The 23715-nt window shown below is 72.4% G+C and carries 20 protein-coding genes; 9 read left to right on the plus strand and 11 right to left on the minus strand.

The annotated features are described in order from the left end of the window. Positions 1-43: 43 nt before the first annotated feature. Both OG898_RS21885 and OG898_RS21890 read right to left on the minus strand, forming a co-directional pair. On the minus strand, positions 44-985 hold the full coding sequence (locus OG898_RS21885) for a carbohydrate kinase family protein (RefSeq protein WP_266958784.1): 942 nt from the start codon (positions 983-985) through the stop codon (positions 44-46). Continuing rightward, entirely contained in the window at positions 982-1956 is a 975-nt protein-coding gene (locus OG898_RS21890; protein WP_250753025.1) for a pseudouridine-5'-phosphate glycosidase, read from the minus strand. Before OG898_RS21890 ends, OG898_RS21885 begins: the two co-directional genes overlap by 4 nt. A gap of 573 nt (positions 1957-2529) precedes the next feature. On the opposite strand from OG898_RS21890, the gene OG898_RS21895 reads away from it, so the two are divergent. Then, on the plus strand, positions 2530-2922 hold the full coding sequence (locus OG898_RS21895) for a cupin domain-containing protein (protein WP_266958787.1): 393 nt from the start codon (positions 2530-2532) through the stop codon (positions 2920-2922). Here the strand turns inward: OG898_RS21895 and OG898_RS21900 are convergent. The 3 genes from OG898_RS21900 to OG898_RS21910 all read right to left on the minus strand — a co-directional run bounded on the left by OG898_RS21900 (position 2916) and on the right by OG898_RS21910 (position 5848). Continuing rightward, positions 2916-4223: an MFS transporter gene (locus tag OG898_RS21900; RefSeq protein ID WP_266958789.1), complete on the minus strand. Its 1308-nt coding sequence runs from the start codon at positions 4221-4223 to the stop codon at positions 2916-2918. The genes OG898_RS21895 and OG898_RS21900 overlap by 7 nt on opposite strands. Before the next feature lie 139 nt (positions 4224-4362). Continuing rightward, positions 4363-4923 carry a methylated-DNA--[protein]-cysteine S-methyltransferase gene (locus tag OG898_RS21905; RefSeq protein WP_266958791.1) on the minus strand — a complete coding sequence of 187 codons (561 nt, stop codon included), beginning with the start codon at positions 4921-4923 and terminating at the stop codon, positions 4363-4365. Positions 4924-4963: 40 nt separating this feature from the next. After that, the gene (locus tag OG898_RS21910; protein ID WP_266958793.1) at positions 4964-5848 is read right to left on the minus strand and encodes a glycerophosphodiester phosphodiesterase family protein; all 885 of its coding nucleotides are present in this window, start codon (positions 5846-5848) and stop codon (positions 4964-4966) included. 243 nt (positions 5849-6091) lie between these two features. Here OG898_RS21910 and uvrB point away from each other — a divergent pair, with 243 nt between their 5' ends. The 5 genes from uvrB to OG898_RS21935 all read left to right on the plus strand — a co-directional run bounded on the left by uvrB (position 6092) and on the right by OG898_RS21935 (position 13565). Beyond that, positions 6092-8224 carry an excinuclease ABC subunit UvrB gene (gene uvrB / locus OG898_RS21915; RefSeq protein ID WP_250753036.1) on the plus strand — a complete coding sequence of 711 codons (2133 nt, stop codon included), beginning with the start codon at positions 6092-6094 and terminating at the stop codon, positions 8222-8224. Between the two features lie 86 nt (positions 8225-8310). Continuing rightward, a complete protein-coding gene (locus tag OG898_RS21920; protein ID WP_250753038.1) occupies positions 8311-8889 on the plus strand; it encodes a TerD family protein in 579 nt (192 codons plus the stop codon). A 175-nt stretch (positions 8890-9064) separates the two neighbouring features. Next, positions 9065-11014, plus strand: coding sequence for a TerD family protein (locus OG898_RS21925; RefSeq protein ID WP_266958796.1), 1950 nt, complete (start codon positions 9065-9067; stop codon positions 11012-11014). A 265-nt stretch (positions 11015-11279) separates the two neighbouring features. Then, positions 11280-12266 (plus strand): TerC family protein, encoded by a 987-nt coding sequence (locus tag OG898_RS21930; RefSeq protein ID WP_250753042.1) that lies wholly within the window; start codon positions 11280-11282, stop codon positions 12264-12266. 75 nt (positions 12267-12341) lie between these two features. Beyond that, entirely contained in the window at positions 12342-13565 is a 1224-nt protein-coding gene (locus tag OG898_RS21935; protein ID WP_266958798.1) for a serine hydrolase, read from the plus strand. A 19-nt stretch (positions 13566-13584) separates the two neighbouring features. Here the strand turns inward: OG898_RS21935 and OG898_RS21940 are convergent, their stop codons facing one another. The 3 genes from OG898_RS21940 to OG898_RS21950 all read right to left on the minus strand — a co-directional run bounded on the left by OG898_RS21940 (position 13585) and on the right by OG898_RS21950 (position 16412). Continuing rightward, positions 13585-14901: an MFS transporter gene (locus tag OG898_RS21940; protein WP_250753052.1), complete on the minus strand. Its 1317-nt coding sequence runs from the start codon at positions 14899-14901 to the stop codon at positions 13585-13587. A gap of 149 nt (positions 14902-15050) precedes the next feature. Beyond that, positions 15051-15707 (minus strand): MBL fold metallo-hydrolase, encoded by a 657-nt coding sequence (locus OG898_RS21945; RefSeq protein ID WP_266958800.1) that lies wholly within the window; start codon positions 15705-15707, stop codon positions 15051-15053. Between the two features lie 9 nt (positions 15708-15716). Further along, positions 15717-16412 (minus strand): maleylpyruvate isomerase family mycothiol-dependent enzyme, encoded by a 696-nt coding sequence (locus OG898_RS21950; protein WP_266958802.1) that lies wholly within the window; start codon positions 16410-16412, stop codon positions 15717-15719. Between the two features lie 187 nt (positions 16413-16599). Here OG898_RS21950 and uvrA point away from each other — a divergent pair, with 187 nt between their 5' ends. After that, on the plus strand, positions 16600-19587 hold the full coding sequence (gene uvrA, locus OG898_RS21955) for an excinuclease ABC subunit UvrA (protein WP_266958804.1): 2988 nt from the start codon (positions 16600-16602) through the stop codon (positions 19585-19587). A gap of 157 nt (positions 19588-19744) precedes the next feature. On the opposite strand, the gene OG898_RS21960 is transcribed toward uvrA, so the two are convergent. Next, positions 19745-20395 carry an NAD(P)-dependent oxidoreductase gene (locus tag OG898_RS21960; protein WP_266958806.1) on the minus strand — a complete coding sequence of 217 codons (651 nt, stop codon included), beginning with the start codon at positions 20393-20395 and terminating at the stop codon, positions 19745-19747. Positions 20396-20506: 111 nt separating this feature from the next. Between OG898_RS21960 and OG898_RS21965 the strand changes: the two genes are divergently transcribed. Further along, the gene (locus OG898_RS21965) at positions 20507-21112 is read left to right on the plus strand and encodes a TetR/AcrR family transcriptional regulator (RefSeq protein ID WP_250742333.1); all 606 of its coding nucleotides are present in this window, start codon (positions 20507-20509) and stop codon (positions 21110-21112) included. On the opposite strand, the gene OG898_RS21970 is transcribed toward OG898_RS21965, so the two are convergent. Continuing rightward, positions 21087-22016, minus strand: a complete 930-nt coding sequence (locus OG898_RS21970; RefSeq protein ID WP_266958808.1) for a carbohydrate kinase — start codon at positions 22014-22016, stop codon at positions 21087-21089. The two genes, OG898_RS21965 and OG898_RS21970, sit on opposite strands and share 26 nt — an antisense overlap. An 84-nt stretch (positions 22017-22100) precedes the next feature. On the opposite strand from OG898_RS21970, the gene OG898_RS21975 reads away from it, so the two are divergent. Next, positions 22101-22532, plus strand: coding sequence for a Rieske (2Fe-2S) protein (locus tag OG898_RS21975; RefSeq protein ID WP_250742331.1), 432 nt, complete (start codon positions 22101-22103; stop codon positions 22530-22532). 13 nt (positions 22533-22545) lie between these two features. Here the strand turns inward: OG898_RS21975 and OG898_RS21980 are convergent, their stop codons facing one another. Then, positions 22546-23544 (minus strand): hypothetical protein, encoded by a 999-nt coding sequence (locus tag OG898_RS21980; RefSeq protein ID WP_250742330.1) that lies wholly within the window; start codon positions 23542-23544, stop codon positions 22546-22548. Positions 23545-23715: the final 171 nt, after the last annotated feature.

Consider the following 23715-nt stretch of genomic DNA (forward strand, 5'->3'; position numbering starts at 1 on the left):
CCACCCGCCGGCGCGGCCGTACGGTTTCCCTTCTCCCTCCCCCTTACGGCCGCCCGCCCAGCCGGGCCACCGCCAGCGCGGCCGCCCGGCAGCCGGCCCCCGCGGCCCACGCCGAGCCCGCTCCCGCCAGCCGGGCCGCGAGGAAGGCGCCGGTGAAGGCGTCACCGGCGCCCGTGGAATCCACCGCCTCGGCGCTCTCCGCCGCGACCTCGGCCGTCACCCGGCCGTCCTCGGCGATGAGCGCTCCGGCCCCGCCCCGGGTGACCACCACCAACGGCACCCGCCGGCTCAGCTCCGCCGCCGCCCGCGCGACCGCGGCCGCCCGCTCCGGCGGCCCGGCCGGTCCCGGCGCCCCCGCCAGCAGCAGCGCCTCGTCCTCGTTCGGGAGCAGTACGCCGGCCCCCGCCGCGGCGGCCAGGAAGCGCTGCGGACCCAGCGCGGCCAGAAACCCCGCCGACGCCGGATCCACGCTCACCGTCACGTTCCGGGCGCGGGCGGCCCGTAGCGCGACCAGGGCCAGTTCCCGGCTCGCGTCCGCGAAGAACAGGTAGCCCGACAGGTGGAGATGGGCGACCCCGTCCAGGAGTCCGGGCTCCCAGTCGGCGGGGGAGAGCCGCAGCGAGGCACCGCTGTCGGTCAGGAAGGTCCGCTCCGCGTCCGCTCCGACCAGCGCGACCACCGTCCCGGTCGGCTCGGCGGGATCGACCACCAGCCTCGGCCGCACCCCCGCGTCGAGCAGCGCCCGCTCGTGCCACCCGGCCGAGTCGGCGCCGACCCGCGCGAGGAGGCGTACCTCCGGGGCTCCCGCGTGGGCGGCCCAGCAGGCCGCGTTGGCCCCGGCGCCGCCCGGCAGGGTCCGGATCCGGGCCGGGGTGTCGGTGCCCGGAGCCAGAGGTTCCGCATGGACCGCCACGACGTCCGTCACCACGTCCCCGACGACCAGCAGCGCCCCCGGCCCGGCGGGAGCGGCCGGTGCGGCGGTCACGGCCGCGCCGCCCAGGCCCGCGCGATCCGGGCCCCGAGCCGCACGTTGCCCCGTACCGCCGCGAGGTTGGCCTCCAGGGAGGCGCCGCCAGTCGCGCGCACCAGGAACCCCAGCAGGAACGGTGTCACCGCCTGTCCCGTGATGCCCCGCTCCCGGCACTCCGCCAGGGCCTCGGCCAGGACCCGGTCGTGCAGCTCCGGATCGAGCTGCCGCTCCGCCGCCACCGGGTTGGCCACGAGCAGCGCCGACTCCGCTCCGCCGAGCAGGTCCTGAGCGCCCATCACGGCCGCCACCTCCTCCGGCCGGTGGACCGTCCAGTCCACCGGCTCGCCGGAATCGGCCAGGTAGAACCCGGGGAAACGATCCGTCCCGTACCCGAGGACCGTCACCCCCAGCGTCTCCAGCCGCTGGAGCGTCGCGGGCACGTCCAGGATCGACTTCACCCCCGCGCACACCACGGTGATCCGGGTCCGCGCCAGCAGCGCGAGGTCGGCCGACTCGTCCTGCGACCGGGTCCAGTCCCGGTGTACGCCGCCCAGCCCGCCGGTGGCGAAGACCCGCAGCCCCGCCCGCGCGGCGAGGAAGGCCGTGGCCGAGACCGTCGTCGCGCCGGTCGCCCCCGTGGCGAGGGCCGGGGCCAGATCCCGGTGGCCGAGCTTGCGCACGCCCTCGCCGCCCGCGATCCGCTCCAGGCGGGCCTTGTCCAGGCCGGCGTACGCCACCCCGTCGACGACCGCGATGGTCGCCGGGACGGCTCCCTCCGCGCGGACCAGCTCCTCCAGTTCCAGGCCCACGGCCAGATTGCGGGGGCGGGGCAGACCGTGGGCGAGGATCGTGGACTCCAGTGCCACGACGGGCTGTCGGCGGTCGAGCGCCTCGCGCACCTCCTCCGACAGGACCGGGACCGCGGCCGTTGCCGCAGTCGGGAGGGCGGAGGGCGCTGTGTGCTCGGATGCTGTGTGCTGTGACATGTCCCCATCCCTGGCACGCGTTCCGGGGTCCCAAACGCGCGGCCGCCGCACCGGCGTGAACCCGCCCCGGGAGCGTGCGGTCCGTCCGGGGCCTGGGTTGCGGGTGTGCCGCTGCGCGGAGTCCCCTACCCGCCCTTCGCCCGTTCCCCGGGGCTCCGCCCCGGACCCCCGCTCCTCAAACGCCGGAGTGGCTGAATTTTGGCGGGCGTCAGCCTGTACGCGTGCGGGGCTGCCCCCGTCGTCCCCTGGGGCTTTTCAGCCGTCCGGCGTGTGAGGACCGGGGTCCGGGCAGAGCCCGGGGAACGGGGGAAGGGCGGGTAGGGGACCTCGCCCCGCAGGGCCCAGCCACCCGCACCCGCCCACCGGGCCCGGGGCCGGGACGGCGGTGGCGGCAGCCCCGCCGGGCCGCCGCCGGACGGAGTTCGGCGCAGCGGGGCGAAGCCCAGGAGGCCCGCCGGGGCCGAGTGGTGCGAGGTCCGCGTCAAGGAATGGACAGGGTGACGGGTGGGGCGGACGCGCGCTGGACGCTCTGGTCACCCCGGCGCGCCGGGCGGCCCGATTAGGCTCCGGACCATGAGCACAAGTGATCACCGTGATGCCCCCGCCGCCCCCGGCCCCGCTTCCTTCGCCGTCTCCGTCACGGACTTTCCCGATTCCGAGCTGGAGCCGGACGAGCTCGACCCCGCGCAGATCGTCTCCGGGAATCCCGTGGTGACGGGCAAGGTGCTGTGGGAGGCGCCGGACGGCTCGCAGGTGCGCGGGATCTGGCAGATCACCCCGGGCGTGGTCACCGACACCGAGGCGAACGAGCTGTTCGTGGTGGTGAGCGGCCGGGCCACCGTCGAGGTGGAGGGCGGCGAGACCCTGGAGGTCGGACCGGGCTCCGCCTGTGTCCTCCGGGAGGGTGACAAGACCACCTGGACCGTCCACGAGACGCTCCGCAAGGCCTACCACATCAGCTACTGAGCGGTACCCGTCCCGGTGTCCGCGGCCTTCACCGGGCGGCGGCGCGAGGTGAACAGCGCGAGCGCCGCCATCGGCAGCAGCAGGGCGGCGGCGGCCGCGTTGAGCCAGCCGTAGCCCGCCTGGGACATGACCAGCCCGGCGGCGGCGCCGCCGACCCCGGCGGCCGTGTTCATGGTGAGGTCGCCCAGCCCCTGTACGGCGGCCCGCGCGGGCTGCGGCACCGAGTCGGTCAGCAGGGCGGAGCCGGACACCATGCCGGCGGACCAGCCCAGCCCGAGCAGGAAGAGGCCGATGCCGCTCTGGGTGTGGTTCCCGTCGGCCGTGCCGGCGAGCAGCGCGGCGACGGACAGCAGCCCGGCGGCGAGCCCGATCACGGACAGCCGGCCGATCCGGTCCGCGAGCCAGCCCATCACCGGCGAGAAGCCGAACATGCCGGCGATGTGCCCGCTGATGACCAGCCCGATGAGCTGGAGCCCGGCTCCGTGGTGCCCCAGGTCGACCGGGGTCATCACCATGATCGAGACCATGGCGGTGTGTGACACCGCGATGGTGAGCAGCGCGAGCCGGGCCCGGGGGGAGGCCTTGACGGCCGCGAAGCCGGCACGCAGCGAGCGCCCGGCGCGGGTCTGGTCCTCGGCCGGGGCGAGCGCGCGGGCCGTCAGCAGCGGGTCCGGGCGCAGGAGTACGCCGATCAGCGTGGCGGTGAGCAGGAAGATGGCGCCGGCCCAGATGAAGGGCCCCGCCATCGGGGGTATGGAGGTGCCGGTGAAGCTGCGGCTGGCCGGGGCGGAGAGGTTGGGGCCGAGCACGGCGCCGATGGTGGAGGCCCAGACGACCACGGAGATCGCCCGTGCCCGGTGGTCGGGCTCGGCGAGGTCGGCGGCGGCGAAGCGGGCCTGGAGGTTGGCGGAGGAGGCGGCTCCGAAGGCGGCCATGCCGAGCATCAGCAGCGGGAAGCTCTTGATCGAGGCGGCGAGGACGACGAGGGCGGCCCCGGCCGCGCCGATCACGTAGGCGAGGACCAGTCCGGGCCGGCGGCCGCGCGCGGTCATCAGCGCGGCGAGCGGCAGGGAGACGGCCGCGGTGCCGATCACGGAGGCGGTCGAGGCGAAGCCGGAGAGCGACTCCGTGCCGCTGACCTCGGTGGCCAGGACCGGGGCCAGGGCGATGCTGATGGGCACGCCGATCCCGCCCAGCACCTGGCCGGCGATCAGCACCCCGGAGGTGCGGCGCCGCAGTCGGGGCAGGTCGGCGGCGGTGACCGTGACGGCGGGCCGGTCGGTGCCGGGCGCGGTGCTCACGCGGTCCACCTCCGACACGGATGCGGAGGGGCTGCGGGCGCGGCGCAAGGTGTGGTCACCGCCGCAGTTTCGCACCCCTCGCAAGGCGGGCGGAACAGGGTTTCCGGGGGCACCGGGAGCACCGGGAGCACGGCACCCCCTAGAAGAGCGGCTGGGGGAGTACCCCCTCCAGGGCGAGGAGGCGGCGCTTGGTCTCCACGCCGCCGCCGAAGCCGCCGATGCCCCCGTCGTTCTCCACGACCCGGTGGCAGGCCACCACCAGCGGCAGCGGGTTCGAGCCCATGGCGTTGCCGACGGCCTGGGCCGCGCCCGGGGCCCCGGCCCGGGCGGCCAGCTCGCCGTACCCCACGACCGCCCCGTAGGGCACGGTGCGGTCCAGCTCCAGCAGGACCTGCCGGTTGAAGCCGGAGCTGAGCCGCCAGTCCAGCGGCAGGTCGAAGCGGCGCAGCGTACCGGCGAAGTAGGCGTTCAGCTGGCGTATCGGCTCGGCCAGCAGGACCTCCTCGCCCGGCGGCGGGCGCCGGGCGTCGGCGCCGAGCCGGGAGACCAGTGTGCCGATCATCTTCGCGGCCCGGTCCGGTCCGGCATGGAACTCGACCTTGACCAGGCCCTCGGGGGTGGCGGCGAGGAGCAGCGGACCGATGTCGCTGTCGACGACGGTCCATTCGAGGTGCGGCCCGCGGGGCTCAGGAGTGTCCACCCCTTCACGGTACGACCCGCCACCGACAGCGCCGCACGCATCAGTAGCCGCCGACCGCTTCCCGTACGACGTCGGGCTTGTCGGTGATGATCCCGTCCACGCCCATGTCCTGGACCTTCTGGGCGGTCGCGGCGTCGTCCACGATCCAGGTGTCCACTTCCAGCGCCTTGCCGTGGGCGCCGAGCAGCTTGTGCACCGCGGCGACCCAGTCCGCGTCGATGGTGGTGTACCAGGGGTTGATCCGGTCGGCGAACTCGGCGTACCGCGGCAGGTCGGCGAGGGCCGGGGTGCCGAGGAAGGCCGTGAGCAGGTCGGGGCGCAGTTCGTGCACGGTGCGGACCGAGGCGGCGCTGAAGCTCTGGACGACCAGTCGGCGGGCCACACGGTCCTCGTCGAGCCAGCCGGTCGCGCCCAGCACGTCCAGGGTCTGCTGTTCGATCCCCGGGTAGAGCTCCGGCTTCTTGATCTCCAGGAGCAGGCGCTGCTGGTTGCGCTGGACCCGGTTCATGTACTGCCGCAGGGTCGGTACGCGGGCGCCCGCGAACTCCGGGCCGAACCAGCTGCCCGCGTCCAGCCGGGCGATCTCCGCCGCGGTGAAGTCCTTCACCCGCCAGGGCCTGCGGTCGGGGAACACCTGCTCGACGTCGGTCGTCCGGGCCAGGGTGTCGTCGTGGATGACCACGAGCTCCCCGTCCTTGGTGCGCTGGACGTCGTTCTCCACCCAGTCGAAGCCCATCCGCATGGCGAGGTCGATCGCCTCCAGCGTGTTCTCCGGGGCGTACGCCGAAGCCCCCCGGTGGGCGTACACGATCGGGTTGGACAGCCAGTCCGGACCGGGTGCGGCCGAGGCGGAGCCCGCACCGCACACGCTCAGGGCGAGTCCCAGGAAGGCGGCGGTGGCCGCGGCGGCGGATCGGACGTACATGCGCGTTCTCCTCGGGTCATGGGCCCTGCTCCTGCCGTCAAACGGGCGCGGAGCGGCATTCGTTGCGGCGATGCACCGGCGGCGATGCGTTTCCGACGCACTTTCAGGGAGAGCCGCGTACGGCGATCATGGGGTTGACGATCACCGGGCCGCCACCGAACTACGACAAACGGACCAGGCCCGCACGGCTCCGCACGGGGCGGGCGGGCGTCGAGTGTCAGTGGGTGGTCGTACGGTTGACCCATGCGGCCCGTATCGAAGATCGAACGCACGGTGGCGCCTTTCGAGGTCGTCAGCTCCTACACGCCCAGCGGCGACCAGCCGGCGGCCATCGCCGAGCTGGAGAAGCGCATCCGTGCAGGTGAGAAGGATGTCGTGCTGCTCGGCGCGACCGGAACCGGCAAGTCGGCGACGACCGCCTGGATGATCGAGAAGCTCCAGCGGCCCACCCTGGTGATGGCGCCGAACAAGACGCTCGCCGCCCAGCTGGCGAACGAGTTCCGCGAGCTCCTGCCGAACAATGCGGTCGAGTACTTCGTCTCGTACTACGACTACTACCAGCCCGAGGCCTACGTACCTCAGTCGGACACCTACATCGAGAAGGACTCCTCCATCAACGAGGAGGTGGAGCGACTGCGTCACTCCGCGACCAATTCCCTCCTCACCCGGCGCGACGTCATCGTCGTCGCCTCCGTGTCCTGCATCTACGGTCTCGGCACCCCGCAGGAGTACGTCGACCGGATGGTCCCCCTCAAGGTCGGCGAGGAGATGGACCGGGACCAGCTCCTGCGCCGCTTCGTCGACATCCAGTACACCCGCAACGACGTGGCCTTCACCCGGGGCACCTTCCGCGTGCGCGGCGACACCATCGAGATCTTCCCGGTCTACGAGGAACTGGCCGTCCGCATCGAGATGTTCGGCGACGAGATCGAGGCCCTGTCCACCCTGCACCCGCTGACCGGCGAGGTGATCAGCGAGGACCGCGAGCTCTACGTCTTCCCCGCCAGCCACTACGTCGCCGGCCCCGAGCGCATGGAGAAGGCGGTCCGCGGCATCGAGGCCGAGCTCGCCGAGCGCCTCGCCGAGCTGGAGAAGCAGGGCAAGATGCTGGAGGCGCAGCGCCTGCGCATGCGCACCACCTACGACCTGGAGATGATGCGCCAGATCGGCTCCTGCTCCGGCATCGAGAACTACTCGCTGCACATGGACGACCGCGAGCGCGGCTCAGCCCCGAACACCCTCATCGACTACTTCCCCGAGGACTTCCTCCTCGTCATCGACGAATCGCACGTCACCGTGCCCCAGATCGGCGCGATGTACGAGGGCGACGCCTCGCGCAAGCGGACCCTGGTCGACCACGGCTTCCGGCTCCCGTCGGCCCTCGACAACCGGCCGCTGAAGTGGGAGGAGTTCCAGGAGCGGATCGGCCAGACCGTCTACCTGTCGGCCACTCCGGGGAAGTACGAGCTCTCGCGCGGCGACGGCTTCGTCGAGCAGATCATCCGCCCGACCGGGCTCATCGACCCGGAGGTCGTGGTCAAGCCCACCGAGGGCCAGATCGACGACCTGGTGCACGAGATCCGGCAGCGGGTGGAGAAGGACGAGCGGGTCCTGGTCACCACCCTCACCAAGAAGATGGCCGAGGACCTCACCGACTACTTCCTGGAGCTCGGCATCCAGGTCCGCTACCTGCACAGCGACGTGGACACGCTGCGCCGCATCGAGCTGCTGCGCGAGCTGCGGGCCGGCGAGTACGACGTCCTGGTCGGCATCAACCTGCTCCGCGAGGGCCTCGACCTGCCCGAGGTGTCGCTGGTGGCCATCCTCGACGCCGACAAGCAGGGCTTCCTGCGGTCGGGGACCTCGCTGATCCAGACCATCGGGCGCGCGGCGCGCAACGTCTCCGGCCAGGTCCACATGTACGCGGACAGCATCACCCCGGCGATGGCCCAGGCGATCGACGAGACGAACCGGCGCCGCGAGAAGCAGGTCGCCTACAACACCGCCCACGGCATCGACCCGCAGCCGCTGCGCAAGAAGATCAACGACATCGTGGCCACCATCGCCCGCGAGGAGCTCGACACCGAGGAGCTCCTCGGCACCGGCTACCGGCAGACGAAGGACGGCAAGGCCCTCAAGGCGCCCGTCCCGGCGCTGGGCGGCAAGGCCGGGGCGAAGGCCGCCAAGGGCGCCAAGGGTCCCGCGGTGGCGACCGACCGTCCCGCCGCCGAACTGGCCGCGCTCATCGAGCAGATGACCGAGCGGATGCGGGGCGCGGCGGCCGAGCTGCAGTTCGAGGTCGCGGCCCGGATCCGGGACGAGGTCGGCGAGCTGAAGAAGGAGCTGCGACAGATGAAGGAAGCGGGCCTCGCCTGACCCGGAGGCGGTCAGTAGGGTTGGCACAGCCGCAGGTACATGCTGCGCACCCCCATCGGGGGAGGGCTATGGAGAGGGGACAGCGCGTGACGGTCAACATGACCAAGGGTCAGGCCATCAGTCTGCAGAAGGCGGACGGAGGCACGCTGACCGCGGTCCGGATGGGCCTCGGCTGGCAGGCGGCCAAGCGCCGGGGGCTGTTCGGCTCGCGGACCCGGGAGATCGACCTCGACGCGTCGGCGGTGCTCTTCGCCGACAAGCAGCCCGTGGACGTCGTCTTCTTCCGGCACCTGCAGAGCGACGACGGCTCGGTGAAGCACACGGGTGACAACCTCGTCGGCGGCGTCGGCCAGGGCGGGGACGACGAGTCGATCCTCGTCGACCTGCAGCGCGTGCCGGTGCACATCGACCAGATCGTCTTCACGGTGAACTCCTTCACCGGCCAGACGTTCCAGGAGGTGGAGAACGCCTTCTGCCGCATCGTCGACGAGACCAACGGCCAGGAGCTGGCCCGCTACACGCTGGACGGTGGCGGTCAGTACACCGCTCAGATCATGGCGAAGGTGTCGCGCGTCGGCAGCGGCTGGCAGATGACGGCCCTCGGAAACCCGGCCAACGGCCGTACCTTCCAGGACCTGATGCCGGCGATCCTGCCGCACCTGTAAGCAGGGCCGGCAGCACGGCACAGCAGCACCGCAATACAACAGCACAGCAGTACAACAGCACAGCAGTACAAGAGCACCGCAGTACAAGAGCACAGCGCAACAGAAGTACGGCACGGCAGGACCGGGCACGATCGAGGGCCCGGCGGAAGAACGGGTACGGGGGAGGGGCTGCACGATGACGGCCGAACTGGTCCGGGGGCAGAACCACCCCCTGTCCCGGAGCCGGGTGGAGATCAGGGTCTCGGCGGGCACACCCGTGCTCGCCCTGGCCCAGCTCGGCGACGACACGGGCCGGCTCGCCGGCCCCGGGGCGGTCGCCCACCCGGGCGCCCGCACCCTCCCCGGGCTGGAAGTGCCCGGGGCGGCCTCCGGGCAGCACCGCATAGCGGTCGACCTCGACGCGGTCGCACCGGCCGTCCACCGGGTCGGCCTCGTCCTGGTCCTGCCGCCCGGCGGGCCGGGGCACTTCGGCGCGGTCCCCGCCTCCTACGTCTGCGTGGCCGACCCGGAGGGCGCGGAGCTCGCCGGGTACACGCTGACCGGACTGGAGTCGGAGACCGCCGTCGTGGCCCTGGAGCTGTACCGGCGCCAGGGCGCCTGGAAGGTGCGCGCCGTCGGCCAGGGGTACGCCGCCGGCCTCGGCGCGCTCCTGGCCGACGCCGGTCTCCCGGCCCCGGCCGCGGCCGAACTGGCCGCCGCCGCCCTGGGCACGGCGCCGGCCGGGGACATCACCCTGGCCGTCATGCCCGGCGGCCCGGCCCCGACCGTTCCGCGCGGGCTCCGGGCCCCGGCCACGGCCCAGACGCCGACACCGGCGCCGCAGGACGTTCCGGCCGCGCCCGCGCCCACACCCCCGCCGATGCCCCCGCAACCGGGACAGGACACCGCCGGCGGTCCGCCCACCATCAGCTACGCCCACCCGCGCCGCCGCACCAGCACCGAGCCGCCCGAGCCCGCGCCGCGCCCCGCCGCGCCGCCGCGGCCCGGGGAGCAGCCCCGCCCCGTCGCCGGGGACGCGAGCGGCTGGTCCATGGAGGAGCGGCTCTACAACCAGGTCTGGGGCATGTTCGAGGACCTGGCCCGCGCCGTCGCCGCCTACCGCGGCGCCGTCGAGTTCGCCGACTCCCGGATGGACCGCGAGCTCGACGAGGCGCTGTCCGACCCCCGCCACCGCCTCGGCGGCTCCGGGAACGCCGCCCGGGACACCGCCCGGGCCCGCCGCGAGGAACTGGTCGCGCGGGCGCAGGAAGTCCTCGACCGGGACCTGGTCCAGCTCACCGCCGAGTCCGAGGTGGTCGAGCCGGCGCTGCCCGCGGCGTACGCGCGCTGGGACAACCCGGTCTGGCAGGCGCACTCCGTGCCCGCCGAGGCCCCGCTCGCCCTGCGGCTGGGCGACCTCCACCTGCCCGAGCGGCCCGATCTGCGCATTCCCATGCTGGTCCGGGTCCCGCTGGAGCGCGGCCTGTGGATCGACAACGGCCGCACCGGCTCCGAGGCGGCCATGGCGATGGACACCGACCGGCTGCGCCGGGCCGCCATGGACATGGCCGTCGCGCACGCGGCGCGGATGCTGGCCGCCCACCCCGCCGACCGGTTCGCCGTCCACGTCATCGACGCGGCCGGAGCCGGAGCCGCCTCGCTGGCCCCGCTGGTGCGTGCCGGAGTGCTGGCCGGGGCGCCCGCGGCCCGGGCCGCGGGGGTCACCGAGACCCTGGAGCGGCTGACCCGCCGGGTGGATCTCGTACAGATGGCCGTGCGGGCCGGGGCTCCGGAGGACCTGCCGCCGGACGTGGACACCTCCGACCAGCTGCTGATCGTGCACGACTTCCCGCACGGCTTCGACGACCGCGCCGTCACCCGTTTGCGCTACCTCGCCGACGAGGGCCCGGCCGTCGGCGTGCACCTCCTGATGGTCGCTGACCGTGACGAGGCCTCGGCCTACGGGCCGCTGCTGGACCCGCTGTGGCGCTCGCTGATGCGGCTGTCGCCCGTACCGGACAACCACCTCGCCGACCCCTGGGTCCACCACGCCTGGATCTTCGAGCCGGACCTGCCGCCGCAGGGCAGTCGGGTCCTTGACCAGGCGCTGGAGCGGGTCGCGGCGGCCCGCGGCCGCGCGCGGTAGCGGCGGCCGGGCGGTCCGCCGCCCGGCCCCGATGACCGGCCGCTGACCAGTTCTTGGGTTCCCCTTTACCTTACGTGCCCACGGCGGGTACCCTGGTGAGTGCGGAGGGGAGTATTCCTGCTTTCCTGCTACGGCGTGCCCGTCAATACGGACTGCAATCGGTCCCGGGGCGCCGGCCCGTGGCCTCCTGGCCGTCCGGGTGGAAGAGACCTCCGGCAGCGATGACGCTGACAAGTTCTGAGCCATCTGCCGGAGGCGTGTTCACGTGGACGTTTCGTTGACCCTATGGGTGCTGACCATTCTTGGTCTGGGCATCCTCATCGGCGCCGATTTCTTCATCGGCCGCAAGCCGCACGACGTCTCCATGAAGGAGGCGGGCATCTGGACGGTCGTCTGGATCGTCCTCGCGGTGCTCTTCGGACTCGGCCTGATGGTATTCGGCCACGGCCAGGCCTCGCAGGAGTTCTTCGCAGGCTTCATCACCGAGAAGTCCCTGAGCGTGGACAACCTCTTCGTCTTCGTCCTGATCATGGCGAAGTTCGCGGTTCCCTCGCAGCTCCAGCAGCGCGTGCTGCTGATCGGCGTGCTGATCGCCCTCGTCCTGCGCGCCATCTTCATCGCCGCCGGCGCCGCGATCATCGCCAACTTCTCGTGGGTCTTCTACATCTTCGGCGCGTTCCTCATCTACACCGCGTGGAAGCTGATCCAGGAAGCCCGCAAGGACGAGGAGGACGAGGAGTTCGAGGAGAACCGTCTCCTCAAGTCCATCGAGAAGAAGTTCGGCGTCGCCGACCAGTACCACGGCACCAAGCTCTTCATCCAGAAGAACGGCAAGCGCATCCTGACCCCGCTGATGGTCGTCATGCTCGCCATCGGCACCACCGACGTGCTGTTCGCCCTGGACTCGATCCCCGCGATCTTCGGCCTCACCCAGGACCCGTACATCGTCTTCACGGCCAACGCCTTCGCCCTCATGGGTCTGCGCCAGCTGTACTTCCTCATCGGCGGCCTGCTCAAGAAGCTGGTCCACCTCAGCTACGGGCTCTCCGTCATCCTCGGCTTCATCGGCATCAAGCTCGTGCTGCACGCCCTCCACGAGTCGGGCCTGCACGTCCCGCAGATCTCCATCCCGGTCTCCCTCGGCGTCATCTGCGGTGTCCTGGTGATCACCACGATCACCAGCCTGATCGCCTCGAAGAAGCAGGCGGAGGCCGAGGCCGCCGCGGGCGGCCCGGAGCGCATCGACGCCTGATCCGCCGAGCGACCGGGGATGTCCGGGCCTACGCTGGTGCTGTTGCCCTGGTCGTCTGCGACAGGAGGCAGTGCCATGAGGTCGACCCGCACGCGCATGCGCAGGGCCTGCGTGGCCGCCACGGCCGCAGGAGTCCTTCTCGCCCCGGTCGCCGCGGGCTCCGCGTACGGGGCCACCGCCCCGGCGCCTTCCGTGTCCGCCGCTCCGTCGCCGGACGGCGACACGGAATTCCCGCAGCTCACGCCGGCCGTCGCGGCCCGACTGGACGCGGCCGTGCGCGAGGTGATGGACCGGGCGAAGGTGCCCGGCGTGACCGTGGGCCTGTGGGCCCCCGGCAAGGGCAGCTACGTGAAGTCCTTCGGGGTGGCCGACAAGTCCACCGGTGCGCCGATGACGCCCGATCTCGGGGTCCGCATCGGCAGCGAGACCAAGACGTTCACGGTCACCGCCCTCCTCCAGCTCGTGGATCAGGGCAAGCTCTCCCTGGACGACCCGATCGGCAAGTACATCAGCGGCGTCCCGAACGGGGACCGCATCACCTTGCGCGAACTGGCGGGCATGCGCAGCGGGCTCTTCAACTACAGCGAGGACGCGGGCTTCGACGCCCGGATCACCTCCACCTTCACGCCGCAGCAGTTGCTCGACATCTCCTTCAAGCACCCGGTGAACTTCGAGCCGGGTGCGAAGTTCGAGTACTCCAACACCAACCTGATCCTGCTCGGCCTGCTGGTGGAGAAGATCACCGGCCGGCCGATCCAGGAGGTCATCGGGCAGGACGTGGTGAAGCCCGCCGGGCTGAGCAGCCGCACGCTCTTCCCCGTCGGCAGGGAGTTCCCCGAGCCGCACGCGCACGGCTACACCAACGACCTGCCCGGCGGGAAGATCGTGGACGCGACCGACTTCGACCCGTCCTGGGCCTGGTCCGCCGGAGCGATGGTCTCCACACTGGACGACCTGCGCAGCTGGGCGAAGACCCTCGCCACCGGCACCCTGCTGACCCCCGCGACCCAGGCCGAGCGGTTGAAGACCCAGCCGATCGGCATCATCCCCGGCGCGGGCTACGGGCTCGGCATCTTCAACGTCCAGGGCTGGATCGGCCACAACGGCTCGCTGCCCGGGTACGAGACGCTGACCGTCTACCTGCCGGAGGAGCAGGCCACGATGGTCATCGTTCTGAACACCGACGACCTGTACAAGGGCCAGGAACCCAGCACCCTCTTCGGGGAGGCCGTCACCGGCATCGTGACCCCCGGCCACGTGTACCCGGGACACAAGCCGACCGTGGACAAGAAGAACTGAGCGGCTGAGGGCCGGGCGGCTAGGCGGGGGCGGTCGTCTCGGCCGCCCCCTTCTCCGCGTCCGTGTACGCACCCGTCCGCTGCCGTACGACCACCGGGTTGGTCTCCGGCAGCAGCGCGAAGCAGGCCAGCGAGACCAGGGCGATCGCCGTCAGGTACACGGCGACGGCCCACGGCGGGCCGGAGCCGTCCGCCAGCGCCGTCGCCACGATCGGGGTCAGCGCACCGCCCAGCACCCCGCCGAGGTTGTAGCCGACGGCCGCGCCGGTGCAGCGGATCCGCGGGGCGTACAGCTCGGGCAAGTACGCGCCCACCACCGCGAACATCGTCACCATGCCGAGCAGGGCGCCGAACAGACCCACGGTCATCAGCAGCGGGTCCGCGGTGCGCAGCAGGGCCACGAACGGGAACATCCACAGCGCGGACGCCGTGCAGCCCGCCAGGCACAGCGGGCGCCGGCCGTAGCGGTCGCCGAGCACCGCGACGACCGGGGTCGCCACCCCCTTGAGGGCGACGGCGACCATGATGCAGGCCAGCATCACGGAGCGGTGCACGCCGAGGTGCTCGGTGGCGTACGCGAGGGACCAGGTGGTGACCGCGTAGAAGACGGCGTAGCCCACGGCCAGGGCCCCGCCGGTCAGCAGGAGCAGGCGCCAGTGGCCCCGTAGGACCTCGGGCAGCGGGGCGTCGGCCCGGTGGCCGGTCTCGGCCAGCGCACGGAACTGCGGGGTCTCCTCCACCGAGCGGCGCAGCCACAGCCCGGTCAGGGCGAGCAGCCCCGCCACCCAGAACGGCACCCGCCAGCCCCAGGCGGCGAACTGCCCGTCGGACAGGGTGCTCGACAGGGTCAGCATCAGGCCGTTGGCCAGCAGGAACCCCACCGCCGGACCCATCTGCGGGAAGCTCGACCACAGTCCGCGACGCCCCTCGGGGGCGTGCTCCGAGGTGAGCAGCACCGCGCCGCCCCACTCCCCGCCGAGGCCGAGGCCCTGGAGGAAGCGCAGCAGGACCAGCAGGATCGGCGCGGCCATCCCGATGGAGGCGTAGGAGGGCACGCAGCCCACCGCCACCGTGGCCAGACCGGTGAGCAGCAGCGAGGCGAGGAGCACCGGGCGGCGGCCGTACCGGTCGCCGATGTGGCCGAAGACGGCGGAGCCGAGGGGTCGGGCGAGGAAGCCGACGCCGAAGGTGCCGAAGGCGGCGAGGGTGCCGGCGAGCGGGGAGAAGGAGGGGAAGAAGAGCGGGCCGAGCACCAGGGCGGCGGCGGTGCCGTAGACGAAGAAGTCGTAGAACTCGATGGCGGTGCCGACGAGGGAGGCCGCGGCGATCCGGAACATCGAGGGGGAGGGGGGCGGGGAGGGATCCTGTTGCATGGTGCAGCAATTACCCCGCCCCGCCCCCTCAGGACGTGCGTTCGGCCATCAATGACCGGAAGGGAGTGCGGTCCGGCGCGAGGTTGACGTGCCGGCCTCCCCTTCGCGGCCCACTACCAGCCGCGCTCGCGCCATTCGGCCAGGTGGGGGCGCTCGGCGCCGAGCGTGGTGTCGTTGCCGTGGCCCGGGTAGACCCAGGTCTCGTCCGACAGTTCGCCGAACAGCTTGGTCTCCACGTCGTCCAGCAGGCTCGTGAAGGCCTTCTGGTCGCCCGAGGTGTTGCCGACGCCGCCCGGGAAGAGGCAGTCGCCGGTGAACACGTGCGCGTGGCCGTGCGGGTCGTCGTAGACCAGCGCGATCGAGCCGGGGGTGTGGCCGACCAGGTGGCGGGCCGTCAGCGTGACCCGGCCGACCGTGATCGTGTCCCCGTCCGCGACGAGCACGTCGGTGGCGACCGGGATGCCCTCCGCGTCGTGGGCGCCCGCGTACGTGCGTGCGCCGGTCGCCTCGACGACCTCGGCGAGCGCGCCCCAGTGGTCGCCGTGCCGGTGGGTGGTGACGACGGACGCGATGCCGTCGTCCCCGATCAGGCTCAGCAGGGTGCCCGCCTCGGCGGCCGCGTCGACGAGCAGCTGCTCATCGGTGGCCCGGCAGCGCAGCAGGTAGGCGTTGTTGTTCATCGAGCCCACCGCAACCTTGGAAATCATCAGGTCCGCGAGCTCGTGCACGTCGGCCGGACCGCCGACTTTGACCTCTCCGGTGTACGTCATGCCTTGATCCTAGAGCGGGGGGAGCCCGGGCAGGCCGTCGCCCGCCTCGACGGTCAGGTGGGCGCCCCGCAGGCCGCGCCCGGCCAGCCAGCCGAGGAGTTCGTCGGGCGTGCCGACGAGGGTGACCGGGGTGCCCTCGGAGCCGCCCGTGTGCCAGACGCGGTCGCCGTGGTGCGTCTTCAAGGTCACCGGCGGAACCTCCGGACGCCCGGACCAGCGGTCGGCGAGGAAGTCGATCTCGCGCGCGGTGAACTCCTCCGGGAGGTCCGCGAGCTCGTAGCCGATGTTCAGGTCGACGTGGTGCAGCTCGACCTCGATCAGGCGGCGGAAGGGGACACGGGCCGCGGTGTCGGTGACCCCGTTGCGCAGTTCCACGGTGCGGGTCCAGTCCTGCGGGCGCTCGGCGACGGCGAACCAGCGGTCCGCGGAATTCCGGACGTCTTCGAGCTGTTCCAGCAGAGGACGCCCCGCGTCGCGCTCGATGTCGGACTCCCGGGAGGTGGCGCTCTCGTACATCGGGCGGCCTTCGAAGACCTCGACCAGGGCGTCCGCGTTCCGGGCCAGGTGTGCCAGGACGTGGCCGCGGGTCCAGCCGGGGAGATGTGACTCTTCGGCCAGCTTCGCGTTGTCCAGCTTCGCGACCGCGGTCAGCAGTCGATCAGTGGCCTCATGAACGGATCGCAGGTCGTGCGCATGATCAGTCATGCGGCCGAGCCTAGTGGTCGAGCGGTCCTCGATACACGATCGGGTGAAGAGGGCTGGACAGTGCCGGAAATCGAATGCACGTGCTATACGCTCGGAGTCCAGTCTCCCACTCCACCGCAGAGGCGCCCCCCAATACCCTGGGACGGGGGCCAGTGCCCCCGCTCTCTCAAGAAAGGTGCGGACCGGCGTGACCGACCGTCTCATCGTTCGTGGCGCTCGCGAGCACAACCTCAAGAACGTTTCTCTTGACCTGCCGCGCGACTCGCTCATCGTCTTCACCGGACTCTCCGGGTCGGGCAAGTCCTCCCTGGCCTTCGACACGATCTTCGCCGAGGGTCAGCGCCGCTACGTCGAGTCGCTCTCCTCGTACGCCCGCCAGTTCCTCGGGCAGATGGACAAGCCCGACGTCGACTTCATCGAGGGCCTCTCCCCGGCCGTCTCCATCGACCAGAAGTCCACCTCGCGCAACCCGCGCTCCACCGTCGGCACCATCACCGAGGTCTACGACTACCTCCGCCTGCTCTTCGCGCGCATCGGCAAGCCCCACTGCCCCGAGTGCCGCCGTCCGATCTCGCGGCAGTCGCCGCAGGCGATCGTCGACAAGGTGCTCGCGCTGCCCGAGGGCAGCCGCTTCCAGGTGCTCTCGCCGCTGGTGCGCGAGCGCAAGGGCGAGTTCGTCGACCTCTTCGCCGACCTCCAGACCAAGGGCTACAGCCGGGCCCGGGTGGACGGGGAGACGATCCAGCTCTCCGAGCCGCCCACGCTGAAGAAGCAGGAGAAGCACACCATCGAGGTGGTCATCGACCGCCTCACCGTCAAGGACAGCGCCAAGCGCCGGCTGACGGACTCCGTGGAGACCGCCCTCGGGCTGTCGGGCGGCATGGTGATCCTGGACTTCGTCGACCTCGCGGAGGACGACCCCGAGCGTGAGCGGATGTACTCCGAGCACCTCTACTGCCCGTACGACGACCTCTCCTTCGAGGAGCTGGAGCCGCGCTCCTTCTCCTTCAACTCGCCCTTCGGCGCCTGCCCCGAGTGCACCGGCATCGGTACGCGCATGGAGGTGGACCCGGAGCTGATCGTCCCGGACGAGGACAAGTCCCTGGACGAGGGCGCGGTTTCGCCGTGGGCGCTCGGCCACACCAAGGACTACTTCCAGCGGCTGATCGGCGCGCTCGCCGGGGAGCTCGGCTTCCGCACCGACATCGCGTGGGCCGGACTGCCGCTGCGGGCGAAGAAGGCACTGCTCTACGGCCACAAGACCCAGATCGAGGTCCGCTACCGCAACAGGTACGGGCGCGAGCGGGCCTACACCACGGCCTTCGAGGGCGCGGTGCCGTTCGTGAAGCGGCGCCACGCGGAGTCCGAGAGCGACGCCAGCCGCGAGCGCTTCGAGGGCTACATGCGCGAGGTGCCCTGTCCCACCTGCCAGGGCACCCGGCTCAAGCCGATCGTGCTCGCGGTGACGGTGATGGACCGCTCGATCGCCGATGTCGCCGCGATGTCGATCAGCGAGTGCGCGGACTTCCTCGGACGCCTCAAGCTCGACGCCCGCGACAAGAAGATCGCCGAGCGGGTCCTCAAGGAGGTCAACGAGCGGCTGCGCTTCCTCGTCGACGTCGGCCTGGACTACCTCTCCCTCAACCGCGCCGCCGGCACCCTCTCGGGCGGCGAGGCCCAGCGCATCCGCCTCGCCACCCAGATCGGCTCCGGCCTGGTGGGCGTGCTGTACGTGCTGGACGAGCCCTCCATCGGGCTCCACCAGCGGGACAACCACCGCCTGATCGAGACCCTCGTCCGGCTGCGGGACATGGGCAACACCCTCATCGTCGTCGAGCACGACGAGGACACCATCAAGGTGGCCGACTGGGTCGTGGACATCGGCCCGGGCGCCGGCGAGCACGGCGGCAAGGTCGTGCACAGCGGTTCGCTGAAGGAGCTGCTGAAGAACCCCGAGTCGATCACCGGCCAGTACCTGTCCGGCAAGCGGTCCATCCCGCTCCCGGACGTACGCCGTCCCGTGGACCCGTCGCGCAAGCTCACGGTCCACGGCGCCAAGGAGAACAACCTGCGGGACATCGACGTGTCCTTCCCGCTGGGCGTCCTCACGGCGGTGACGGGCGTATCGGGCTCCGGCAAGTCGACGCTGGTCAACGACATCCTGTACACCCACCTCGCCCGCGAGCTCAACGGCGCGCGGTCGGTGCCGGGGCGGCACACGCGGGTGGACGGCGACGACCTCGTCGACAAGGTCGTGCACGTGGACCAGTCGCCGATCGGCCGGACCCCCCGGTCCAACCCGGCCACCTACACCGGTGTCTTCGACCACGTCCGCAAGCTCTTCGCGGAGACGATGGAGGCGAAGGTGCGCGGCTATCTGCCGGGCCGCTTCTCCTTCAACGTGAAGGGCGGCCGGTGCGAGAACTGCTCCGGCGACGGCACGATCAAGATCGAGATGAACTTCCTGCCGGACGTGTACGTCCCGTGCGAGGTCTGCCACGGCGACCGGTACAACCGGGAGACGCTGGAGGTCCACTACAAGGGCAAGTCCATCGCCGAGGTCCTGAACATGCCGATCGAGGAGGCCGCGGGCTTCTTCGAGGCCGTCCCCACGATCTCGCGCCACCTGAAGACGCTGAACGAGGTCGGGCTCGGGTACGTCCGCCTCGGCCAGTCGGCGCCGACCCTGTCGGGCGGCGAGGCGCAGCGCGTGAAGCTGGCCTCGGAGCTCCAGAAGCGGTCGACGGGGCGGACGGTGTACGTCCTGGACGAGCCGACGACGGGTCTGCACTTCGAGGACATCTCGAAGCTGATCAAGGTGCTGTCGGGGCTCGTCGACAAGGGCAACACGGTGATCGTCATCGAGCACAACCTCGACGTCGTCAAGACCGCGGACTGGGTCGTGGACATGGGCCCCGAGGGCGGGTACGGAGGCGGCCTCGTCGTCGCCGAGGGCACGCCGGAGCAGGTCGCTTCGGTGGGCGCGAGCCACACGGGCAAGTTCCTGCGCGACATCCTGGGCGCGGACCGGGTCCTGGAGGGCGCCGCCCCGGCGGCTCCGGCGAAGCCGGCGAAGAAGGCGGCCGCGCGCAAGAAGGCTGCGGCCCCGGCGGCGGCCAAGAAGGCAGCGGCCCCCGCCGCTGCGAAGAAGGCCGTGCGAGCCCGCAAGGCGTAGCCTTCCCGGCCGGTGGGGCTGGGTTGCCCGGAGGGCAATTCCAGCCTCGCCGGCGTTTGAGGAGCGGGGTCCGGGGCGCAGCCCCGGGGAACGGGCGAAGGGCGGGTAGGGGACTCCGCCCCGCGCAGAGGAACGCCCTGGGCCGGGCCGGGAGCGGCTAGGCGGCGACGCCGATGGCGTGGCCCGAGGCCGTCGGGTCGGACAGGGTGGTCAGGAGCGCGTCGGCGACGTCCGCCCGGGCGATCACCTTGCCGCCCGGGACGTTGGCGTCGACCGCCCGCCGGTAGGTCCCCGTGAACGGCCGGTCCAGCAGCCGCGGCGGCCGGATCACCGTCCACCGGGTACGGCTGGCGGCGATCGCCGCCTCCATGACCGTGAGGTCCGCGTACACGTCCCGCAGCGCCCTGCGCAGCAGCGGGTAGACCAGCACCCGGGTGAGCACCCCGTCCTCCGGTGATTCCGGACCCAGCGGCGCCGCGCTGACCGCCGACAGGCGGCTCACCCCGGCCCGGTCCATCGCGGAGACGATCGACCGCAGGGCCGGACCCGCGATCGGGGTGAGCCGGGCCTGCTTGTTGCTCGCCGGACCGAGCGCGGAGACCACCGCCTCCTGCCCGTCCAGCACCCGCACGAGCGCGTCCTCGTCGGACAGGTCCCGTACGACCGTCACCCGCAGCCGCTCGTGCGCCGGTACGTCCAGTCGCGCCGGGTCACGGACGACCGCCGTCACCTCGTGGCCCGCTTCGAGTGCCTGTCGGACCACTTCGTGGCCGATCCCGCCCGTGGCTCCGAACACCGTGAGTTTCATCCTGGCTCCCGCATTCATGTGTCGCATGACGTGTGAGGCATGGCATGTAAGGCGTGACGCACCAGGGGTGGGTGAGTATTCACTCACCCCCGCTTCCGCTAGGGTGAGTGAATGCTCACCCCAAAGTCAAGCCGGTCCACTCCGGAACGCCTGCTCGATGCGGCCGAGAACCTGATGCGCACGACCGGCCTGGCCAACGCCACCACGAAGGCCATCGCCCGAGAGGCGGGCTGTTCGGAGGCAGCGCTCTACAAGTACTTCGCGAACAAGGAAGAGCTGTTCGTGCGCGTGCTGATGGAGCGCCGCCCCAACGCCGGCGCGATGATGGCGGCCATGACCACCGATCCGGGGGAGCAGCCGGTCAAGGAGCGGCTGACCGAGATCGCCCGGTACGCCTCGCTCTTCTACGCCGACGCCATGCCGATGTTCGGCTCGCTCTTCGCCGATCCCGTCCTGCTCACCCGCCACCGCGAGGGCGTACGGAGCATCGGGGCGGGTCCGCACGTGGTCCTGGAGGCCCTCACCGGCCATCTGTTCCGCGAGCTCGAACGAGGCAGGCTGCGCCCCGACGCCGACCCGGCCGCCGCCGCCGCGCTGCTGCTCGGCGCCTGCTTCCAGCGGGCCTTCTTCCTGCACTTCTCCGGTCCCGACACGGTCGGGCCGGTCGAGGAGTTCGCCCCCGCCGTGGCCGCTACGGTGTGGGCCGCCCTCCGCTGAGCTCGGAGGCGTACGGAGGCTCCGCGCCCGCCCGGGTACAGGTCAGCGCGGCCGCCGCGGCGGCGTAGGACAGCACCTCGGGCCAGTCGACCGGGCCCACCGGCCCCGGTCCCGGTCCCGCCGCCCCCGGTCCCGGCGTGCCGGACGTGAGCCGGTGCAGCAGGGCCGCGTTCACGGTGTCGCCCGCGCCGATGGTGTCCACCACCGCGACCCGGTGCGCGGGCACCGAGTGCTCCGCCCCCTCCCGCGTCCACACGGTCAGGCCGCCGGCCCCCCGGGTGAGCACCACCGCCGAGGGCCCCGCCGCCAGCCAGTCGGCCGGGCGGCCGCCCAGCCACGCCGCGTCCTCCTCCGACAGCTTCAGCACGCCGACGTGCGGCAGCCAGGACAGGAAGCGGGCCCGGTAGGCCGCCGGGTCGGCGATCAGCGCCGGGCGGATGTTGGGGTCGAGCAAGGTCAGCAGCCCGCGCCCGGCTTCCCGGCGCAGCAGGGTCTCGTAGGCGCTCGCCCCCGGCTCCAGCACCAGCGAACAAGTGCCGAGCGCGAGGGCCCGTACGCCCTCGGGGAGCGCGGGCGGCAGCCGGAACAGCCGGTCGGCCGTGCCCTCGACGTAGAACCCGTACGCCGCCGAGCCGTCCGGGGCCAGCGAGGGCACCGCCAGCGTGGTCGGCTCCGGTCCGCGCTGGACCAGGGAGAGGTCCACCCCGGCCGTGCGCAGCCCGTCGAGCAGCGAGGCGCCGAAGCCGTCCGTCGAGATCCGGGAGCAGAAGGCGACGGGTGCACCGAGCCGGGCCAGCGCGAGCGCGGTGTTGTACGGTCCGCCGCCCGGCCGCGGCAGCAGGGCGCCCGGCGGCCGTTCGACGGGCACCAGGTCGATCAGGGCTTCTCCACCGACGACGATCACGCGGGGGAAGGTACCTCATCGGGCTTCGGTATCGTCGGGTGGACCCGGCCCCGCCGCCCCCCCCAGCATCACTTGGAGAACCGCATGTCCGCGTCGCAGTCCGCCGCCCGCCGTACCGTGCTCAAGGGCGCGGCCGCGCTCGCCGGGGCCGTGGGCGCCGGAGCGGCGCTCACGGCCTGCTCCACCGAGAGCAACAGCGGCAACGGCGGCCCCGCGGTGCCCGCCGAGCCCGTGGAGCTGGGCGCGGCGGCCGAGGTCCCGGTGGGGGGCGCGAAGCTGTACCGGGAGAAGAAGCTGATCGTCAGCTGCCAGGAGGCCGGACAGTACAAGGCCTTCAGCGCCCAGTGCACCCACGCCGGCTGCGTCCTGGACAAGATCGTCAAGGGCGAGGGGAACTGCCCCTGCCACGGCAGCCGCTTCGACGTGACCACGGGCAAGGTCCTGCAGGGCCCGGCGACCGACCCGCTGCCGGAGGTCCCGGTCAGGGCCGAGGGCGGCAAGCTCATCGCGGGCTGACCGGCGACCGGGGTCACTCCCAGTCCCACCCGATCCCCAGGATCCCGCGCCGCACCCCCTGCTCCACCAGGTGCACGGCCCGGTGCGGGCCGCTCGGGTTCAGGTCCGCGAGCCGCCCGCGCGGCGCGTCCGGCCCACTGCGCGTGAAGCGGCGGCAGCGCACCGGCAGCGCCGCCTCGTCGAAGCGGACCTGCAGCACGTACTGCCCGCCCGTATAGCTGAAGCCGCGCACGTACTCGGCGCTGCGGCCTGCGGTGCCGTCCTCGAAGCCGTAGCCGAAGACGTAGGTGTCCCCGGCGCGCAGCCGGGCGTCGAAGAGCAGCTCGGCGACGACCAGCTCCGCTTCGGGGTGGCGGCGGATCCGCCCGGTCCGGCAGTTCTCGACGGCCCGCACCCGGATCCGCTCCGGGTCGCAGCCCGGGTCGCCCTGGTGCACCGCTACGTACCGGTCGACCCCGTCCCGGTGGGCCCGTACGACGTGCTGCGATTCGCGGCCGAGCAGCTCCCCGGCGGGCCCGATCCGCACCCGCTCGTGATGCCCGACGGTGTGCAGGCCGCCGTCGGCGGGCAGCTCCATGCCGGCGAGCAGCGCCTCCACGGCCGCGCCCGCGCTGAACAGCGCCCGGTACGAGCGCGCGGGCGGCCGGGCCGTCCCGGGGGCGGCGGGATCCGGCGCGGCCAGCAGCCGCAGCAGGGCGCCCTCGGGCAGTTCCAGGATCTGCTCCAGGGCCCGTACGGCCTTCAGGGACTCGGGGCGGCCCGGCCGCCGGGCACCCTGCTGCCAGTAACTGAGGCTGGTCACCCCGAGCTTGATGCCGCGGGCGGCGAGCCGGTGCTGCACCCGGTGCAGGGGCAGGCCGCGGGCGGCGAGCGCGGCGCGGAGCGCGAGGTGGAAGGGGCCCGCGCGCAGCAGGTGCGGCAGGTCCCGGGCGCCGTCGGCGCGGGCGCTGTCCGAGGGGGTGCCGTCCGCAGGGGCGCTGTCCGAGAAGGTGCCGTTCGCGCTCGACCGCATGGCGGTTCCTCCTGTGAACGTTCACGCGACGGGGTGCGGGCGGTCCGGCGGGTGACGCCCGTGGTCCCGGTGGGTCCAGGTGGGGTGACGGCGGACGTTCACACTCTGGCCCCACCGTTCACACCGCGATGTCACGCCGTATTGAAGCGTGTTGACCTGTTCCCGACAACA

Origin of the sequence: Streptomyces sp. NBC_00193, assembly GCF_026342735.1 — a bacterium.
GTDB classification, from domain to species: Bacteria; Actinomycetota; Actinomycetes; order Streptomycetales; family Streptomycetaceae; genus Streptomyces; species Streptomyces stoeckheimensis.

Coding starts and splice junctions, on each gene's coding strand:
- OG898_RS21925 (WP_266958796.1), top strand. CDS start 9,065: ATGACGGCCGAACTGGTCCGGGGGCAGAACCACCCCCTGTCCCGGAGC.
- OG898_RS21935 (WP_266958798.1), top strand. CDS start 12,342: ATGAGGTCGACCCGCACGCGCATGCGCAGGGCCTGCGTGGCCGCCACG.
- OG898_RS21940 (WP_250753052.1), bottom strand. CDS start 14,901: ATGTTCCGGATCGCCGCGGCCTCCCTCGTCGGCACCGCCATCGAGTTC.
- OG898_RS21950 (WP_266958802.1), bottom strand. CDS start 16,412: ATGACTGATCATGCGCACGACCTGCGATCCGTTCATGAGGCCACTGAT.
- OG898_RS21975 (WP_250742331.1), top strand. CDS start 22,101: ATGTCCGCGTCGCAGTCCGCCGCCCGCCGTACCGTGCTCAAGGGCGCG.
- OG898_RS21890 (WP_250753025.1), bottom strand. CDS start 1,956: ATGTCACAGCACACAGCATCCGAGCACACAGCGCCCTCCGCCCTCCCG.
- uvrB (WP_250753036.1), top strand. CDS start 6,092: ATGCGGCCCGTATCGAAGATCGAACGCACGGTGGCGCCTTTCGAGGTC.
- OG898_RS21980 (WP_250742330.1), bottom strand. CDS start 23,544: ATGCGGTCGAGCGCGAACGGCACCTTCTCGGACAGCGCCCCTGCGGAC.
- OG898_RS21910 (WP_266958793.1), bottom strand. CDS start 5,848: ATGTACGTCCGATCCGCCGCCGCGGCCACCGCCGCCTTCCTGGGACTC.
- OG898_RS21960 (WP_266958806.1), bottom strand. CDS start 20,395: ATGAAACTCACGGTGTTCGGAGCCACGGGCGGGATCGGCCACGAAGTG.
- OG898_RS21965 (WP_250742333.1), top strand. CDS start 20,507: ATGCTCACCCCAAAGTCAAGCCGGTCCACTCCGGAACGCCTGCTCGAT.
- OG898_RS21895 (WP_266958787.1), top strand. CDS start 2,530: ATGAGCACAAGTGATCACCGTGATGCCCCCGCCGCCCCCGGCCCCGCT.
- OG898_RS21945 (WP_266958800.1), bottom strand. CDS start 15,707: ATGACGTACACCGGAGAGGTCAAAGTCGGCGGTCCGGCCGACGTGCAC.